Below are 15959 nucleotides of genomic sequence, written 5' to 3'. Positions count from 1 at the left end.
GTGCCGCCCGGCCTCAGGCGGGCGCCCGGCGCCCGACCAGGTACAGCAGGGCGCCCACCAGCAGCGACGCCAGCGCGATCCCGCCGACCAGCCAGAACCACATCCCGTACGCGATCTCGGCGCCGAACAGCGTGACCTTGCCCGCGTCGTTGGAGATCAGCGGCGTCCACGACCCGGAGAGCGTGGCCACCACGCCCACGAGCGAGGCCAGCGCCCCCACGACGGAGGCCACCCAGAACACCGCGGGCGAGGCCAGCCGCCGGGCCTCGAACTGCTCGCGGTAGCGCCGCAGGATGATCAGCACGTCCACGAACAGCACCACGATCGACAGGCACCAGATCACGGTGACCGCGGCCTGCAGGACGTTGTAGACCTCGGTCTGCGCGTCGGCGGGCCCAGTGGCGGTGTTCGCCGAGGCGAAGGGCACCACCACGAACGCCGCCACCGTGAAGACCCCGGCCAGCACGGTCTGGATCCAGACCGCCACGTCCGGCACCTTCTGCGCGTTGACGTGGCTGGCCGCCTTCGGCAGCCGCCGGTCCAGCCCGGACACGAAGATCAGCCGGGCGAAGGAGTAGTTGTAGACGACGGTGATGATGAAGAACATGGCCGCCAGCACGAGCGCGACCAGCTTGCCCGCCCAGTCGCCCAGCCCGATCCCCACGGCCTCGGCCACGGCGGTGATGTCCGCCGCCTCCCCGGCGGGCACCGACACCATCACGCCCCAGGTGGCGACCAGGTAGGCGACCATGACGGCCAGCGACCCCCACAGCAGGTACCGGGTCACGGCCCGCTCCTGCCTGATCTCCACCCCCATGTTCAGCGGCACCTCGACGCCCAGCAGCGCCAGCACGGCCAGGCCGAAGAAGCTCCAGCTCGCGAAGTTGAGGCCGTGTTCGGCCGACGGGCTCCAGGCCGCGAAGTCCCACGGGTTCGTGGCCGCCGCGTGCCCCTGGGCCAGGTGCGCGATCCCGGCCGCGAACATCAGCAGGATCGCCAGCCCGTACGCCAGGAAGACGACGTTCACCACGTTCTGCGTCAGCCGGAAGCGCAGGACCGCCAGCACGGCCGCGAGCAGCAGGATCACCACGATCAGCCCGCCCTGTGCCGCCACGGACAGCTCGCCGAGCGCGGGGAAGACGTAGCCGAGGAATGAGATCGTCAGCGTCCCGGTCGCCACCATCACCAGCACGCCCGGCCACCAGGCGCAGAACCCGGCGAAGAACCCCCAGAACGGCCCGAACGCCTTGGTCGTCCAGAGGTAGATGGAGCCCTCGCCGGGGAACATGGCGCCGAGCTGGCCCGTGACGATCGCGCACGGGACGAGGAACAGCGCGAACGCGATGATCCACCACCCGAACGCGGCCGGGCCCGCGGACTGGATGACGGCGGCGTTCGTGATGAACAGGACGATCGAGACGAAGATCGCCACCATGTCGAAGGTGGTCAGCACCCGCGGCAGGATCCCGCCGGCCACCCGCTCGGACAGCAGCTCGTTCTCGGTCATGGGCGACCTCCTACCTGCAAAGATCCGCCGGGCCACGGCCGTCGTCAAGCACGTGCGCCTGATGGGTGGTTACATCACGAACATCTTTACATCAATTGTAACTTTACTCGAAGTGGTGTTATCTGGGGTTCGTGACAACGACTCACCAGATGCCCTTACTCGCTCGCGTGGCGCCCGCGATCGGGCTGTGGTTCGTGGCGCCCCTGACCGCCGAGTTCCTGATGGGGAACATCGCGCTCACCGATGTCGTGACGCTGATCTCCACGACCTTCCTGTACGGCGCCGGCGCGCTGGTCATCCGCGAGGTCGCCCGGCGGACCGGGCGTGGCCGGCCGACGATCCTGGCGTGGGCGCTGGCGTACGGGATGTTCGAGGAGGCGTTCTTCACCCAGACGTTGTGGAACCAGAACTGGTACGGCGTGCGCATCCTCGACTACGGCTACGTTCCCGCGCTGGGGACCGGGGTGCCCTGGCTGCTGTTCATGGTCGGCGTGCACACGATCTGGAGCATCAGCGTCCCGATCGCGGTCGTGGAGACGCTCGCCGGATCGCGCCGCACCACGCCGTGGCTGGGAAAGGTCGGCCTCCGGGTCGTGTCGGTGGTCTTCGCGGTCTTCTTCGTGCTGGGCGCCGTCGGCACGGGCATCTACGGCGGCTGGTTCGCCTCGCCGCTCCAGTACGCCGGCGCCGGCGCGCTGGTCGTCGCGCTCGTCGTGCTCGGCCTGCGCCTGCGCCGCAGCGTCCCCACGGTCGAGGGTACGGTGCCCGGCCCGTGGGCGGTGTTCGCGTTCGCCCTGGTGGCCGGCGCGTTCTTCGTGCTCCTCTACGCGTGCGATCCCACCGGCCTGTCGCCCTGGCTGGCCGGGCTGCCGGTCCCGGCGTGGTTGAGCGTGCTGCTCTATCTGATGTTGTTCGCCGGGGTCGGCGTCCTGGTGAGGCGCTGGTCGCGCCGGTCCGGCTGGTCGGACGCGCACCGGCTGGCGCTCGCGGCGGGGGCCATGCTCACGTATGCGTGGCACTCGTTCCCGTGGAAGGTGATCGTGCCCGCGAGCCCGGCGGCCGACCTGACCAGCAACGTGATCATGACGGTCGCCGCGGTCGTCCTGCTGGTGTTCGCGGCCCGGCGGGTCGCCGCCTGAGCAGCCGGAGCGCCAGCAGGGTCAGCCAGGCCCAGCCAATGGTGACCGCCACGCGCTGGAAGAGCCCGCCGTGGGCGACCAGCGCCGGGTTCTGGCTGAAGGCGATCGTGGCCAGCGCCATCGCGACCGTGAACCCGGCCCCGCTGGCGGCCGAGTACGCCGCCCATCCGAGCTTCCGGTCCCGCGCGAACCCGACCGCGAAGACCAGGCAGGCCGCGATCAGCGCTGCGAATCCCGCCAGCGAGAGGTAGTCGTGCAGCGCCGCGTGCGTGCTGCCGAACTCGGTCAGCAGGTCGGGGGTGCCCTGCGGGTAGCCGCTCACCGGGTCGGTGGTGAACACCCCGGCGCCGATCAGACCGGCGCCCCAGACTCCCACCAGGACCGGGCCCCAGAGCCTGTGGAGCGCCCGCCGCAGCCCGGCGGCGAAGGCCAGCGTCAAGAGGCCGGCCACGACGAAGTTGACCGCCTGCACCCAGCCGCCCGGCCCGAGCGCGAGCGAGCTGACCGGGTGGCGCAGTGGGTCGTAGTGGGCGCGGAGGGCGCCCTCGACGAGGAACGCGACGACGAACAGCGGCCCGGCGACCACCCCGCACAGCAGCAGCCGGCTGGGCGTCGGGTCGCCGGGCCCCGCGATGGGGGCGGGGCCCGCAGGTGTGAGAGTTCGCATGCTTGTCAAGCTAGACTGACAGGCGCGCCGCTGTCAATCCAGCCTGACAAGGAGCCTCATTCGAAGAAACCGACCACGCGGCTGATGCGGTCGCCCGCGAACTCCACGACGTCGTAGCCGGTGGCCACCGGCGTGTCCGAGCCCGGCGCGCCGAGCCGCCAGGTGAACAGTGCCGTGTCGTGATGGGCGCCGATCAGCGTGCCGAGGGTGAACACCAGGTCGCCGAAGTTCTCCTGGGCCCGGCCGATCGCCTCGGACAGCTCCGCGTGCCCGCGCAGCCCGGCGTAGTCGGGGTCGGAGTAGACGGAGTCGTCGGTGAGCACGGTCTTGATCAGGAGGTCCCGGGCGGCGGCGTCGCGCTCGTTCCAGACGTCCAGGTACCTGCCGATGAGGTCGTCGATCATGACGTGATTCCTTCCGTGGTTCGGTTCGGTTCGAGTGCCAGGGCGGCGAGGCCGCCCAGGGCGGTGGCGGCCGCGGCGGCCCAACCGGCCGCGTGCAGCCCGCCCAGCAGGTCGGAGGAGGAGGCGGTGGCGACGGCGACGAAGGCGGCCAGCCCCATCGCGCCGCCGACCTCCTTGGCCGTGCTGGCCAGGCCCGACGCGACGCCCTGCGCCTCCGGAGCCACCCCGGCGCCGGCCGCCGCGAACAGGGCGACGAAGGCCACGCCGCCGAAGAATCCCCAGACGAGGCTGCCCGGCATCAGCGTCCAGAAGCCGCCGCCCGCGGGCATGCCCGCGGTCAGCAGGGCGATCCCGGCTGCGGCGCCGAGCATCCCGGCGCTGAGCGTCGTACGGATCCCCCACCTGCCGAGCATCACCGGGGCGGCCTTCAGCGCGGCGGCCATGCAGACGAGGGTGAGCGGCAGGAACGTCAGCCCCGCCTCCAGGGCGCTGTAGCCGAGGACCGGCTGCAGGTACGTGGTGAGCACGTAGTAGGCGCCGCCCAGCGTGCCCTGGAACACGGCGATCACCACCATCGTGGTGGCCGGGCCGCGCCGCCGGACCAGCCGCAGCGGGATCAGCGGATCCCGGCCACGCGCCTCGACCAGGACCAGCAGCCCCAGCAGCGCCAGGCCCGCGACCAGCGACCCGGCGCCGCGCACCGACCCCCATCCGGCCTCCGGCCCGCTCGCCAGACCGAACACCACCAGCGTCGACCCCGCCGTCGCCAGCAGCGCGCCCGGCACGTCGAACCCGCGCAGTCCGGACGCGGGACGGCCGTCGGAGGGAAGCAGCCGGGGCGTGGCGAGGACGGCGCCGACGGCCAGGGGGACGTTCACGAAGAACACCCACTCCCAGCCCAGGGCGCTGGTGAGCACGCCGCCCAGCAGCGACCCGGCGGCCAGTCCGGCGCTGCCGGCCATGCCCCAGGCGCCCAGCGCCCGGTTGCGCGCGGGCCCCTCCTCGAACCCCCGGTAGATCAGCGCGAGCGTGGCCGGGGTGAGCAGCGCCCCGCCGACGCCCTGGACGGCGCGGGCGGCGATCAGCACGCCGGAGCCGGGGGCCAGCCCGCCGGCCAGGGAGGCCACGCCGTACAGCGCCAGTCCGAGCATGAACGTGCGACGGGCGCCGAGCTTGTCCACGGCCCGGCCGCCGAGCAGCAGCAGCCCGCCGAGCCCGATGGCGTACGCGCTCACCACCCACTGCACGGATCGCGCGCTGAAGCCCAGCGCCGTCCCGATGTCGGGCAGCGCCACGTAAACGATGTTGTAGTCGAGAGCCACGATGAGCTGGGTGAACGCCAGGAGCGCCAGCCTGGGCCCGGAACCGCCCACGCCGGTCGGCGCACGAGAGGTGGCAAGCGTCACTCGGGAATCCCCTCTCTTTACACGGCGCGAACTTTCTACACGCCGTTCAATTCATACACGGGGAACAGTAGCCCAACGCTGTAGACTGTCAAGCGTGGGTGATCAGACGACGATGACCAGGCGCGAGCGGCTGCGCGCGGAGACCACGGCGGAGATCAAGGAGATCGCGCTCAAGCTCATGGCGGCCGGCGGCCCCGACGCCATCTCGCTGCGCGCCATCGCCCGCGACATGGGCATGACGGCCGGCGCGATCTACAGCTACTTCGCCACCCGCGACGACCTGGTCACCACGCTCATCGCCGACCTCTACACGGCCCTGGTGGACAGGGCGGAGTCCGCCCGCGACGCCGTTCCCGCCGCCGACCCGGGCGGCCGCGTCCTGGCCTGGGCGCAGACCGTACGCGAGTGGGCCCTGGCCAACCCGCAGGGCTTCCGTCTCATCTACGGCGACCCGGTCCCCGGCTACCAGCCCCCGGAGGACGGCCCGGCGAACGAGGCCGAGCACCGGGCATGCCGGGGGCTCACGGGCCTGGTCGCGGCGGCCTGGACCGGGCCGGGCCCGGGCTCCTACACCTGGTCCGACTTCGACCCCGGCCTGGCGGCGGACATCCAGGCCACGTTCCCGGACCTGCCGCCGGACGCGGTGGCGCTCACGCTACGGGTGTGGGGCCGCATGCACGGCCTGGTCGCGCTGGAGATCTACGGCCACCTGCGCACGCTCACGCGCGATCCGGCCGCGATCTACCGCGACGAGATGATCGCCCTGATCACGTCCCTCGGACTGACCCCGCCCGCCTGACCTCAGCCGCCTCCGGGGCGGAGAAATTTGGTACGGGCGTCGGTGGGGACCGCGGCCATCATCTCCAGGACCTCCGGCGTGATCACCGGGCCGTCCCCGAGCCGGATCGCGCCGATGCGGCTCTTCACCTGCCCGTCGACCGGGTCGACGGCCTCGAAAGTACGCCGGTCGAGGTCGTCGGGAAAACTGAGACGAAAGAAGCCGAGCCCTTCTTCGATTTCGTAGGAGTGGTCATCGACCTTTCGATAACCGTGCTCCACGGGATCGCCCGTCAGGCCGAAGGCGTCCGCCAGAACGGCCGTGACGTTCGGCGAGGCGGGCAGCGGCAACGGCCCTCCCGAGACCCTGGCCGCCTCCCGGGACCTCACCAACTGGATCGGCGAGGCGGGTGATCCACGGGAGGCGCGCGACCGCCTCGCGGACCTGATCCCGCTCTTCGAACGCGCCTGGGGCAGAGAGCATCCCAACGAGACCCTGCTGGCCAGGGAGCCGCACGCCGACTTCACCGGCCGCGCGGGAGACCCGTCCGCCGCCGTCCTGCTCCCGGTCCGCGAGCGGGCCTCAGGCGCTGACCATCCCCTCACCCGCGCCACCCGCGCCCGCCGGGCGGCCGAGAACCCGTCGGTCTGAACCCCCGACCAGCACGGTCGAACGCAAGGTAACCATCACGTCACTGAACACCGGCCCCTGTTGTTTCTTGATCACTGCGGATATTTGATGGGACGGCTGGTCACTTACCGACTTACTCCCTAAGGGCGGCAAATGACAACGAACCTCCCCTCGTTCCCCGCCGTGGACGAGAACCCGCTCGACACCTGCATCCGGTTCCGGGAGATCGCTCCCGTGGTCGAGGTGGAGTTCCCGGGGGGTGTGCCCGCCTACCTGGCCCTGACCCACAAGGCCGTACGGGAGATCCTCGCCGGCGACAACAGGACCTTCCTCAGGGATCCCCGGCACTGGCCCGCCCTGCACGACGGATCGATCCCCGAGGACTGGCCGCTGCGCGCCATCATCCAGGGCGGTCACCTGTCCACCATGGACGGCGACGACCACAGGCGCCTGCGCGGTCTGATCAGCAGCGCGTTCACGCCGTCCCGGGTGCAGGCCCTGGAGCCGCGGATCCAGCAGATCATCGATGAGCTGCTCGACGAGGTGGTGGCCGCCGGCGACGGCGTCGACCTGGTGCCCGCCTTCACCGAGGCGCTGCCGATGTGGGTGATCTGCGAGTTGTTCGGCATCCCCGCCGAGGACCGGCTCCGCCTGCGGAACTGGACCTCCACGCTGCTCGCCCACACCACCCCGCCGGAGGTGGCGTTCGCGACGCAGAACGACCTCCAGGCCTTCCTGCACGAACTGGTGGAGCGCAAGCAGCGGGAGCCGGGCGACGACCTCACCTCCGGCCTGGTCCAGGCGCGCGACGAGGGCGACAAGCTCACCACCGACGAACTGGTCGGCGTACTGTGGATCATGCTCGTCGCCGGCCACGAGACCACCGTCCACCTGCTCGGGTACGCCATCGTGGCGCTGGCCCGGAATCCCGATCAGCTCGCGCTGGCCAAGGCGGGGGAGCGGTGGGCCGACGTGGTCGAGGAGACCGTGCGCTACCGCCACTCGGTGATGATGACCAGCTTCCGTTTCACGGCGGAGGACGTGACCGTCGCCGGGGTGCACATCCCCAAGGGCCAGGCCGTGGGCGTGGTCTACCAGGCGAGCGGCGTCGATCCGGTGGAGTACGGGGAGAGCGCGAACGCGTTCGACATCACCCGCGAGCAGACCGGGAACCTCGGCTTCGGCCACGGCCCGCGCTACTGCATCGGGGCGCCCCTGGCCCGGCTGGAGAGCCGGCTGGCGCTCGCCACGCTGTACCGGCGGCTGCCGGGGCTCAGCCTCGCGATCGACCCCGACGACATCCCGTACTCCCCGTCGTTCTTCACGATCGGCCCGCTGTCGCTGCCGGTCAACCTCGGTGTCGCTCAGCCCTGACGTGCCGCCGGGCTGGGAGCATGGATTTCGCCTCCTGGCCCGGCGAAAGGGATCATGTATGGTGAGCCCGGCATATCCCCCCAACGGCCTGGAGCTCGCCGTGCCGCACATGTCCCGCCGCCAGGTTCTCTCCCTGCTCCCCGCCGCCGGCCTGCTCGCCGCGGCCGGCCCCGTACGCGCCGCCGCGGGGATCGACCACGCGCGGCTGCTCGCCAACACCGTGGCGATCTTCGCGGGCACCCCGGACGTCAACGCCCGGCCCGAGGTCGCCGGCAAGCTCGCGTCGATCACCGCGACCGCCCGGCAGCGGCTGACCGCCATGGACCAGGCGGGCACCGGGGAGCTGTTCTCCGGACTGAGGCTCGGCACCGACGACGCCAACCTGCGGCTGGCGTACCAGTACCTGTTCGAGATCGCGCTCGCGACCCGCACGCCGGCCGGGCAGCTCGACGGTGACACCGCCGTCCAGCGGCGGGTCCTCGACGGTCTGCAGTGGTTGCACGAGCGCTACTACGGCGACCAGTCGGCGGGCTACTACGGCAACTGGCACAACTGGGAGATCGGCATCTCCACCCACGTGAGCAGGACCCTGGCCCTGCTGGCCGACCGCGTACGGGAGGACCGGCCCGACCTGACGGCGACGTACATCGCCTCGATGGACGCCTACCTGCGCAACGGCAAGAACGGCGACGTCGACCTCGACTCGCGCTTCCACACCGGGGCGAACCTGGCCGACATCACCGCCAACCGGATCGTGCAGGGCGCGCTCACCGGCGACGACGCCCGCGTCGGCAAGGCCATCTCCGACCAGGCCACCGTCTTCGCCACGATCGACCCCTACAACCTCCAGCACGGCAACACCGACGGCTACTACCGCGACGGCTCCTTCATCCAGCACCACTCGGTCGCCTACACCGGCTCCTACGGGAAAGCCCTGCTCACCCGCGTCGTCCAGACCCTCAAGACCCTGGAGGGCGCCACGAGCGGCGGCACCTCCGAGGACCTGGCCGGCGTGGTGTACCGCTGGGTCGCCGACGGCTTCGCCCCGCTGATCTTCGAAGGCTGGATGATGGAGATCGTCAAGGGGCGGGCGGCCTCGCGCACCACCACCGGCTACGCCGACGTCGGGGTGGTCGTGGAGGCCGTCGCCGACCTGGCCGACCACGTCGAGGGCGCCGAGGCCCTCGCGCTGAAGAAGTACGTCAGGTTCCTGCCGGCCGCCGACACGGCCGCCTTCGTCTCCCCGGTCAGCGTCGCCCGGTACGCGGCCATCCGCGCCGACTCCGCCATCCCGGCCGCCGACCTCAATCCGTCCGCGCGCTGCGTGGCGTTCAACTCCATGGACAGGACCGTCCACCGACGGCCCGGCTACGCCTTCGCCCTGGCGCGCAGCTCCGAGCGGATCAGCAAATACGAGTACATGAGCGGCGAGAACCTCATGCCCTGGTTCCAGGGTGACGGCGCGTACTACCTCTACCTCGCGGGGGAGGACCAGCGCGAGGTGTTCGGCGTCGACTACTACACGGCCGTCTCGCCGTACCGGCTGGCCGGGATCACCGCGCCGGTGGAGGAGCGGCGCACGGTGCCCGAGCTGTACGGCCGGCTCTGGTACGAGAACCCGGGCCACCCGCTGAACTTCACCTCCTCCTCGGAGTCCCAGAACACCTACGTGTACTTCCCCAAGGCCGGGAACGTCTTCTCCGGCGGCGCGACGCTCGGCGCGTACGGCGCGGCCGGGATGGTCCAGTCCGACGACGCCGCCTACACCGCCAAACAGGCGGGCATCCTGCCCGACGACTTCGTCGCCTACCGCAACGCCCGCGCGACCAAGTCCTGGTTCATGCTCGACGACGAGATCGTGGTGCTGGCCGCGGGCGTCTCCGGTGAGGGCGGCCGGGCCGCGGTGACCACCGTGGACAGCCGCATCGCCGCCCCGGGCGACGCGGTCGCGCTCACCGGCGAGAGCTGGGGCGGCCGGGCCTGGCAGCCGGGCGACACCACGCCGCCGCGCTGGCTGCGCTACGCCAACGGCACCCGCGCCACCGCGATCGGGTACGCCTTCCTCACCCGCCAGACCGTCGCGGCCGGGCTGGAGACGGTGACCCGCAGCCGCCGAGTCGTGCGCACGTCCAACCCCGACACCGGCGTGACCAAGAACGTCTTCACCGCCTCGATCGCCCACCCCGCCACCGGCGACGTCCCCGCACTCGCCTACGCCCTGGTCCCGAACGCGACCGAGGCCCGCCTGCGCCGCTACGCGGACGGCCCGCTGACCGTCCTGGCCAACGACCGGCACGTGCAGGCCGTCAGGCACAAGGCGCTCGGGATCGTCGCCGCCAACGTCTTCTCCGACGGCCCCCGCCACGCCGGACACCTGATCGTCGACGGCCCCGCCTCGGTCATCGTCAAGTCTGGCGAGCGCACGGTCGTCGCCCTGTCGGACCCCACGATGAAACGCGACCGCGTCAACGTCGTCCTGACCGGCGCGCCCCTCAGGCTGGAGGCGGCCGACGAGGGTGTGACGGTACGGCGCGTGCCGGGCGGCACCCTCGTCCAGGCGACGACCCGCCACTCCCACGGCCGCACCTTCACCGCCACCCTGCGCTGACCCGCCGAGCCCGCTCCTCCATCGCGCGGATCGGACGTCGTCAGGGGCTGCCCACCGGCCCCTCATGGTGATCACGGCGGCCGAAGGAGCGCCGGTAGGCGGCGGGCGTAGTGCTCGAAACGGGCCGCGCTTTCCCTCTCGCCCTTCGAGGGGGATGATGCCTTCGTGGCTGGTCGCGACGCGTTGACGGCCGCGGTGATCGCGGCCGGGCGCGACGCCGCCGGTGAGGGATGGGACGGGGCGCACCGCATGTACGCCCTGACCGACCGCGACACCTATCTCGGGGTCGCCTACCCCCTGGACCCGCTGGCGGAGGTGCCGCCGGACGCCCTTCTGGCCATCCCCCTCACCCCGCTCGGCCCGGGCGATCTCGGGACGGAGCTGGCCAAGGTGACCTGGCCGGACGACGTGCACGGATGCGTGCTGGTGACCGAGGTGACCGTCGTGACCCGCCTCGGCAGGCGGCGGCGCGGCAAGAGCTTCGGCGTACGCCGGGCGCAGCTCGCGGTCGGCGTGTTACGCGACGGCTACCACCTGTCCCTGCTCAGGTTGCGGGACGAGGACGAGTGGCGCCTTTGCCCGGATTCGCTGTCGACCGACGGCCTGGTGACGGCCTTGGCCGGGACGTTCTGATCGGCCGCGCTCCTGAGGATCACGCGCCATCCGGAACGGCCGGGGGAGTGGACCTCGTCGATCCGGACGTTGTCCGAGCCGATCATGACGCCGCGGCCGTCCGGTACGCGCTCGGTCCGGCCGCCGTGGCCCTGGACGACGTCGGCCGCCGGCCTCTTCGCCGTGACGAGCCGCGTCAACATCGCGCCCAGGTCCCGGTCGGTCATCCGGCCCGCCGGGTCTCGATACATCTGGCCGATCGCCCGCATGGCGCCCTCGTTCTCGGCCAGGGCTCGTGCGAGCAGCGCGTCGGGCCGTTCGAGGCGGTAGTGGAAGTGGTTGTTCTGGACGTTGCCCCGGCCGACCACGACGCCCGCGGAGCCGCGTACCACGATCTCGCCGCCGGGGCCGAGGACGCCCGACAGGCGGACGCGCTTCGGCACCGACCTCGCGGTGACGGCGTCGTCGCGGGCCATGACCCTGGCCGCCTCCTTGCCGAGGAGGGAGCGCATGGCGCGGTTGGCGCGGGCGCTGGAGGGGTTCTCGACGAGGTTGGCCAGGGCGCGTTCGTGGGCGGGTGTCGCGGTGAGGACCTCCGCCAGGGAGATCGGGCGGTCGGCGAGCTGGTAGTGGAAGTGGTTGTGCTGCCGGTTGCCCGAACCGACCACCACGCCGCAGGAGCCGCTGATGTCCACCCTGCGGGTCCGCTCGCCCAGCAAGGTCTCCTTGACGGTGACGCCGTCCGCGGACTGCCGCCCGACGGTCAGCACGGTCTCCGCCGCGGCCTGCGACGCGGCGCCCTTCGGCGGCTCGGTCTCCACCGAGGCCGGCGACTCGGCGCCCTTCGGTAGCGTGGTCTCGCCTCGTACCGGCTGCCGCTCACGCTCCGGCCGAGAGCCCGGCACCTGGGCGATGACCGTCTCCACCCGTCTTCTCAGGCGCGACGCCTTCGCCGAAGGCGTGTCCTCCTGCAGGAGGACGGCCGCCAACGGGTGCCGCGCGGGCTGCCGCCGCAGCTCCGCCTCCAGGCTCTTGATCTCGGTCAGGAGCTTCCGCGCCCGAGCGGACCGGCTCGGCGACGGCGCGCGCTCCTCCAGCCCGCGCACGGCCGCCGTGAGCCGGTCGAGCTCCGCGGCGATCTGCTTGCGCCGCTCCTCGAGGCGTCGTGCCGCCTGCTCGTGCGCCGACACGCCGAGCGGCGCCGGGTCCGGCCGGGCCTGCGCGGACAGCGACTGAGCCGCCGGCTGGGCCCGCTCCTCCGAGCGTGCCGCCGGTCTCCTGGAATGTCCCCTGTACGCGCCCACGCCGACTCGCCCCCCTGGCTTGCTCCACATTTCTCTCGCGCGCCGCCCGCCGTCAAGGCGATAACCCTGGCCACCACGTATCGGAAAGGTCTTAACAACCAGCCCCGTATAGGCATCGATCATGGTCCGGGCGAATGATGCGAGATATGAAGTGGCGGGTGCTGATGTGGACCGCCGTGGCGGCCGGGGCGGTCGTCGCGGCGGGGCTGGGCGCGTACGTCGCGGTGGCCGGGATGGACAAGGCGGCGGGGCCGGCCGGGGTGATCGCCGCGTTCTGCGAGCTGGCCGCCCTCACGCTCGCCGTCACCGGCTGGATCCGGCAGCGGCAGGCGCCCGGGAACGGTGAGCGCGAGGCGCGGACGTCGCCCGGCTCCGGGGCCGTGGTGCACATCCAGGAGGGGAAGGGCGTGCAGATCGGTGACCACAACGAACAGACCAACAACTTCGGATGATCCCGCAGGGGCTGTTCGCTGGGACGGGTCGGTTCTATGCACGGTTTCGTCCGGGTTATCCGAGAGTGTTCTTCGACGATCTGATCCGCGCTTTCGGGTCGGCGGACCTGCCGGGTGGGCTGGGACGGTTCCGGCTGGTGACCATGGGGCGCTCGTTCCACTGGATGGAGCGGGAACGGGTGCTGGAGGCGCTGGCCGGCATGGTGGAGGACGACGGCGGTGTGGTGATCGCCAATGACGGTTGCCTGGCGCGGCCGATCACCGCCTGGCAGCACGCCATCGAAGAGGTGCAGCACCGGTTCCTGGGCCCGCTCCCCGAGACAGGTGCCGGGACCCCGGCCAGGCCGCATGGGGCGGTGCTGGCTGATTCGCCGTTTCCCCACGTCGCCCGGGAGGTCCATGAATTCGAGCGGTCGTGGACGGCGGAACGGATCATCGGCTACCTGTATTCGACGTCGCTGCCGCTGCGGCGGCTGCTCGGCGATCGGCGGCCCGCCTTCGAGCGGGCGATCGCCGAGGCTCTGCTCGCCGCCGACCCGACCGGCCGGTTCCTGGAACCGGTGCGCCTCGAAGTGCTGACGGCCCGGAAGAGACCCTTGGGCTGATCAGCGCGGCGGTACGGCGGCCACGGCGAGAAGGTGGGCACTGACGTTGATCATCAGAGGGTCCTGCTCGGCGACACGGGCGCACTGGAGCGCCGCGTCCACAAGCTGATCGAATCCGTGTTCCCCGGCGACGTCCAGAGCAGGCCAGGCAGGCCCTTCGACTCCGTACACGTGCACGTCCTTCAGCCCCGTGCTCTCCAGTTCGGCTCTCAGCTCGTCCGCGGTGTGGAAATGGGTGGGCATGAAGCCCACGTGCCCGTCGTAGTCCCCGGTGGCGATGACATGCCGCACCGCGGGCGCCATCTCCGTGGTGAGCCGTCCTGTCGTGCCGGTCTCCAGGAGCGACAGGTAGCGGCTGATGGCGGCGGCCACCACGAGGCCTCCCGGACGCAGCACCCGCCGGGCTTCGGCGAGCGCCTGGGAGCGGTCGGCCGCTTCGGTCAAGTGGTAGAGCGGGCCGAACAGCAGGACGACGTCCGCGCTCTGATCCGGGGCACGGAGCTCACGGGCGTCGCCCAGCTCCGCGGTGACGCCGGGCAGGGCCGCCGCGGCTTCGACGTGAGCGGGCACCGGATCGACCAGGTGCACGTCGTAGCCGTCCGCGGCCAGCCACTGCGCGTATATCCCCGTGCCGCCGCCGACGTCGAGGATGCGCGCCGGCGGCCGCGTCAACGTGCGTCTCAGCAGCTCTTGGGTACGCCGGTACTCCAACATGCCGTGCGGCGATCTCGTGAGGCGTGTGCTCTCGGAGGTCGCCTTCGTGTAGTGCTCCACAAGTTCGATGGTCACGGGATCCATGGTGCCAGTGGGGATCCGGCGGAGGCGCTGTCGCTTCTGTACAAGATGCGCGCGTTCCTCGCTGCCTATGCTCTGAGCACGCCGAACGGGGCGAACTCCTCCAAGACGCAAGGAACGGAACCATGGCTAAGATCATTTCGAGCTTCTTCATCTCCCTCGACGGCGTGGTCGAGTCGCCCGACCAGTGGCACTTCCCGTACTGGAACGACGAGATGGGCGCCGTCGTCGAGGCGGGCATGCAGAGCGCGGCGGCGATGCTGATGGGCCGCAAGCTGTACGACGAGTGGTCCGCGTACTGGACGTCGGCGGAGAGCGACAAGGAGATCGCCGCGACCTTCACCGCCCTTCCCAAGTACGTCGTGTCAAGCACCCTGGAGAAGGCGGACTGGGAGAACACCACCGTCGTCAACGGTGACGTCGCCGCCAGGTTGCGCGAGCTCAAGGAGCAGGTCGACGGCGACATCCAGATGTCCGGCTCCGCGACGACCGTGCGGTGGCTGCTGGCCAACGGGCTGCTCGACGAGCTCAACCTGCTCGTCCACCCGATCGCCGTCGGCCATGGGCAGCGGCTGTTCGAGGACGGCCCGACCCACGCGCTGAAGCTGGTCACGTCCGAGACGTTCGAGACCGGCGTGCTCAACCTGCGCTACGAAGCGCCTTGAGGACGGTCACGGCGCCGTCCCCAAGCCCGGCGGGCGTTACCTTGGCGCCTATGTATTCTCCGATCGAAGCGTACGACCAGGGCATGCTCGACGTGGGCGACCGCAACCAGGTCTACTGGGAGGTGAGCGGCAACCCGGCGGGCAAGCCGGCGTTGATCGTGCACGGCGGTCCCGGGGGCGAGTTCTCGGCCAACTGGCGGCGCTTCCACGACCCCGAGGCGTACCGGATCGTCCTGTTCCACCAGCGGGGGTGCGGGCGCAGCACGCCGAACGCCGGGCTGCCGGAGACCGACCTGTCGGTCAACACCACCCACCACCTCATCGCCGACATGGAGCTCCTGCGGGCGCGCCTGGGCATCGAGAAGTGGCAGCTGGTCGGGGCCTCGTGGGGCTCGACCCTGAGCCTGGCCTACGCGCAGCGGCACCCGGAACGGGTGAGCGAGGTGATCCTGATGGCGGTCACCGCGAGCCGCCGCAAGGAGATCGAGTGGATCACCCGGGACGTGGGACGGGTCTTCCCCCAGGAGTGGGAGCGCTTCCGCGACGCAGTGCCGGAGCAGGACCGTGACGGGAACCTGGCCGCGGCCTACGCCAGGCTCCTGGCCGACCCGAGCACCTGCGAGAAGGCCGCCCGCGACTGGTGCGACTGGGAGGACACCCACGTGAGCCTCGACCCGCAGTACCAGCCGAACCCGCGCTTCCAGGATCCCGTCTTCCGGATGACGTTCGCGCGGCTGGTGACCCACTACTGGGGCAATGACTGCTTCCTGCCGGAGAAGGGCGACCTGGTGGAGCAGGCTCACCTGCTGAAGGGGATCCCGGGGGTGCTGGTCCACGGCAGGCTCGACGTGAGCGGGCCGCTCGAGACCGCTTGGGAGCTCCACAAGAGCTGGCCGGGCAGCGAGCTCGTGGTCTGCGGCGAGGGACACGGCGGGAGGGACATGGTGGCGGAGGTGGTCGCCGCGACGGACCGTTTCCGCTGAAAACCCCGGGAGGCGCCCCTGATGAACGGG

The 15959-nt window shown here is 71.3% G+C and carries 17 protein-coding genes; 10 read left to right on the top strand and 7 right to left on the bottom strand.

Features of this window, described 5'->3' with window-relative positions; genetic code table 11:
- Positions 1-13: 13 nt before the first annotated feature.
- Positions 14-1507, bottom strand: coding sequence for an APC family permease (locus ACWDRB_RS00805; protein WP_449891326.1), 1494 nt, complete (start codon positions 1505-1507; stop codon positions 14-16).
- Between the two features lie 149 nt (positions 1508-1656).
- Here ACWDRB_RS00805 and ACWDRB_RS00800 point away from each other — a divergent pair, with 149 nt between their 5' ends.
- Positions 1657-2646, top strand: a complete 990-nt coding sequence (locus ACWDRB_RS00800) for a hypothetical protein (protein ID WP_449891325.1) — start codon at positions 1657-1659, stop codon at positions 2644-2646.
- On the opposite strand, the gene ACWDRB_RS00795 is transcribed toward ACWDRB_RS00800, so the two are convergent.
- Genes ACWDRB_RS00795 through ACWDRB_RS00785 form a run of 3 tightly spaced genes read right to left on the bottom strand, consistent with a single transcriptional unit; the run spans position 2588 to position 5123 of the window.
- Entirely contained in the window at positions 2588-3313 is a 726-nt protein-coding gene (locus ACWDRB_RS00795; RefSeq protein WP_449891324.1) for a DUF998 domain-containing protein, read from the bottom strand. The genes ACWDRB_RS00800 and ACWDRB_RS00795 overlap by 59 nt on opposite strands.
- A 56-nt stretch (positions 3314-3369) precedes the next feature.
- The gene (locus ACWDRB_RS00790; protein ID WP_449891323.1) at positions 3370-3717 is read right to left on the bottom strand and encodes a nuclear transport factor 2 family protein; all 348 of its coding nucleotides are present in this window, start codon (positions 3715-3717) and stop codon (positions 3370-3372) included.
- Positions 3714-5123 (bottom strand): MFS transporter, encoded by a 1410-nt coding sequence (locus ACWDRB_RS00785; protein ID WP_449891322.1) that lies wholly within the window; start codon positions 5121-5123, stop codon positions 3714-3716. The genes ACWDRB_RS00790 and ACWDRB_RS00785 overlap by 4 nt, the downstream gene beginning before the upstream one ends.
- 94 nt (positions 5124-5217) lie before the next feature.
- Between ACWDRB_RS00785 and ACWDRB_RS00780 the strand changes: the two genes are divergently transcribed.
- The gene (locus ACWDRB_RS00780; protein ID WP_449891321.1) at positions 5218-5922 is read left to right on the top strand and encodes a TetR/AcrR family transcriptional regulator; all 705 of its coding nucleotides are present in this window, start codon (positions 5218-5220) and stop codon (positions 5920-5922) included.
- A 2-nt stretch (positions 5923-5924) separates the two neighbouring features.
- On the opposite strand, the gene ACWDRB_RS00775 is transcribed toward ACWDRB_RS00780, so the two are convergent.
- Positions 5925-6251 carry a hypothetical protein gene (locus ACWDRB_RS00775; RefSeq protein WP_449891320.1) on the bottom strand — a complete coding sequence of 109 codons (327 nt, stop codon included), beginning with the start codon at positions 6249-6251 and terminating at the stop codon, positions 5925-5927.
- On the opposite strand from ACWDRB_RS00775, the gene ACWDRB_RS00770 reads away from it, so the two are divergent.
- The 4 genes from ACWDRB_RS00770 to ACWDRB_RS00755 all read left to right on the top strand — a co-directional run bounded on the left by ACWDRB_RS00770 (position 6223) and on the right by ACWDRB_RS00755 (position 11146).
- Positions 6223-6552 carry a hypothetical protein gene (locus tag ACWDRB_RS00770; RefSeq protein WP_449891319.1) on the top strand — a complete coding sequence of 110 codons (330 nt, stop codon included), beginning with the start codon at positions 6223-6225 and terminating at the stop codon, positions 6550-6552. The two genes, ACWDRB_RS00775 and ACWDRB_RS00770, sit on opposite strands and share 29 nt — an antisense overlap.
- A gap of 132 nt (positions 6553-6684) precedes the next feature.
- A complete protein-coding gene (locus tag ACWDRB_RS00765; protein WP_350722173.1) occupies positions 6685-7905 on the top strand; it encodes a cytochrome P450 family protein in 1221 nt (406 codons plus the stop codon).
- Positions 7906-7963: 58 nt separating this feature from the next.
- Entirely contained in the window at positions 7964-10513 is a 2550-nt protein-coding gene (locus tag ACWDRB_RS00760; protein ID WP_449891318.1) for a polysaccharide lyase family 8 super-sandwich domain-containing protein, read from the top strand.
- Positions 10514-10678: 165 nt separating this feature from the next.
- The gene (locus ACWDRB_RS00755) at positions 10679-11146 is read left to right on the top strand and encodes a hypothetical protein (protein ID WP_449891317.1); all 468 of its coding nucleotides are present in this window, start codon (positions 10679-10681) and stop codon (positions 11144-11146) included.
- On the opposite strand, the gene ACWDRB_RS00750 is transcribed toward ACWDRB_RS00755, so the two are convergent.
- Positions 11041-12429 carry a hypothetical protein gene (locus ACWDRB_RS00750; RefSeq protein ID WP_449891316.1) on the bottom strand — a complete coding sequence of 463 codons (1389 nt, stop codon included), beginning with the start codon at positions 12427-12429 and terminating at the stop codon, positions 11041-11043. The two genes, ACWDRB_RS00755 and ACWDRB_RS00750, sit on opposite strands and share 106 nt — an antisense overlap.
- Before the next feature lie 146 nt (positions 12430-12575).
- Between ACWDRB_RS00750 and ACWDRB_RS00745 the strand changes: the two genes are divergently transcribed.
- Together ACWDRB_RS00745 and ACWDRB_RS00740 are read left to right on the top strand one after the other, a co-directional pair.
- Positions 12576-12881 (top strand): hypothetical protein, encoded by a 306-nt coding sequence (locus ACWDRB_RS00745; protein ID WP_355194997.1) that lies wholly within the window; start codon positions 12576-12578, stop codon positions 12879-12881.
- Positions 12878-13486, top strand: a complete 609-nt coding sequence (locus tag ACWDRB_RS00740) for a hypothetical protein (protein WP_449891315.1) — start codon at positions 12878-12880, stop codon at positions 13484-13486. The genes ACWDRB_RS00745 and ACWDRB_RS00740 overlap by 4 nt, the downstream gene beginning before the upstream one ends.
- Here ACWDRB_RS00740 and ACWDRB_RS00735 read toward each other — a convergent pair whose 3' ends face one another.
- Positions 13487-14275: a class I SAM-dependent methyltransferase gene (locus tag ACWDRB_RS00735; protein ID WP_449891314.1), complete on the bottom strand. Its 789-nt coding sequence runs from the start codon at positions 14273-14275 to the stop codon at positions 13487-13489.
- A 131-nt stretch (positions 14276-14406) separates the two neighbouring features.
- On the opposite strand from ACWDRB_RS00735, the gene ACWDRB_RS00730 reads away from it, so the two are divergent.
- On the top strand, positions 14407-14946 hold the full coding sequence (locus ACWDRB_RS00730; protein ID WP_449891313.1) for a dihydrofolate reductase family protein: 540 nt from the start codon (positions 14407-14409) through the stop codon (positions 14944-14946).
- A 50-nt stretch (positions 14947-14996) separates the two neighbouring features.
- On the top strand, positions 14997-15929 hold the full coding sequence (gene pip, locus ACWDRB_RS00725; RefSeq protein ID WP_449891312.1) for a prolyl aminopeptidase: 933 nt from the start codon (positions 14997-14999) through the stop codon (positions 15927-15929).
- The last annotated feature ends 30 nt before the right edge of the window (positions 15930-15959 follow it).

Source organism: Nonomuraea sp. NPDC003707 (genome assembly GCF_053587055.1).
This window is presented reverse-complemented; position numbering and strand designations above follow the sequence as displayed.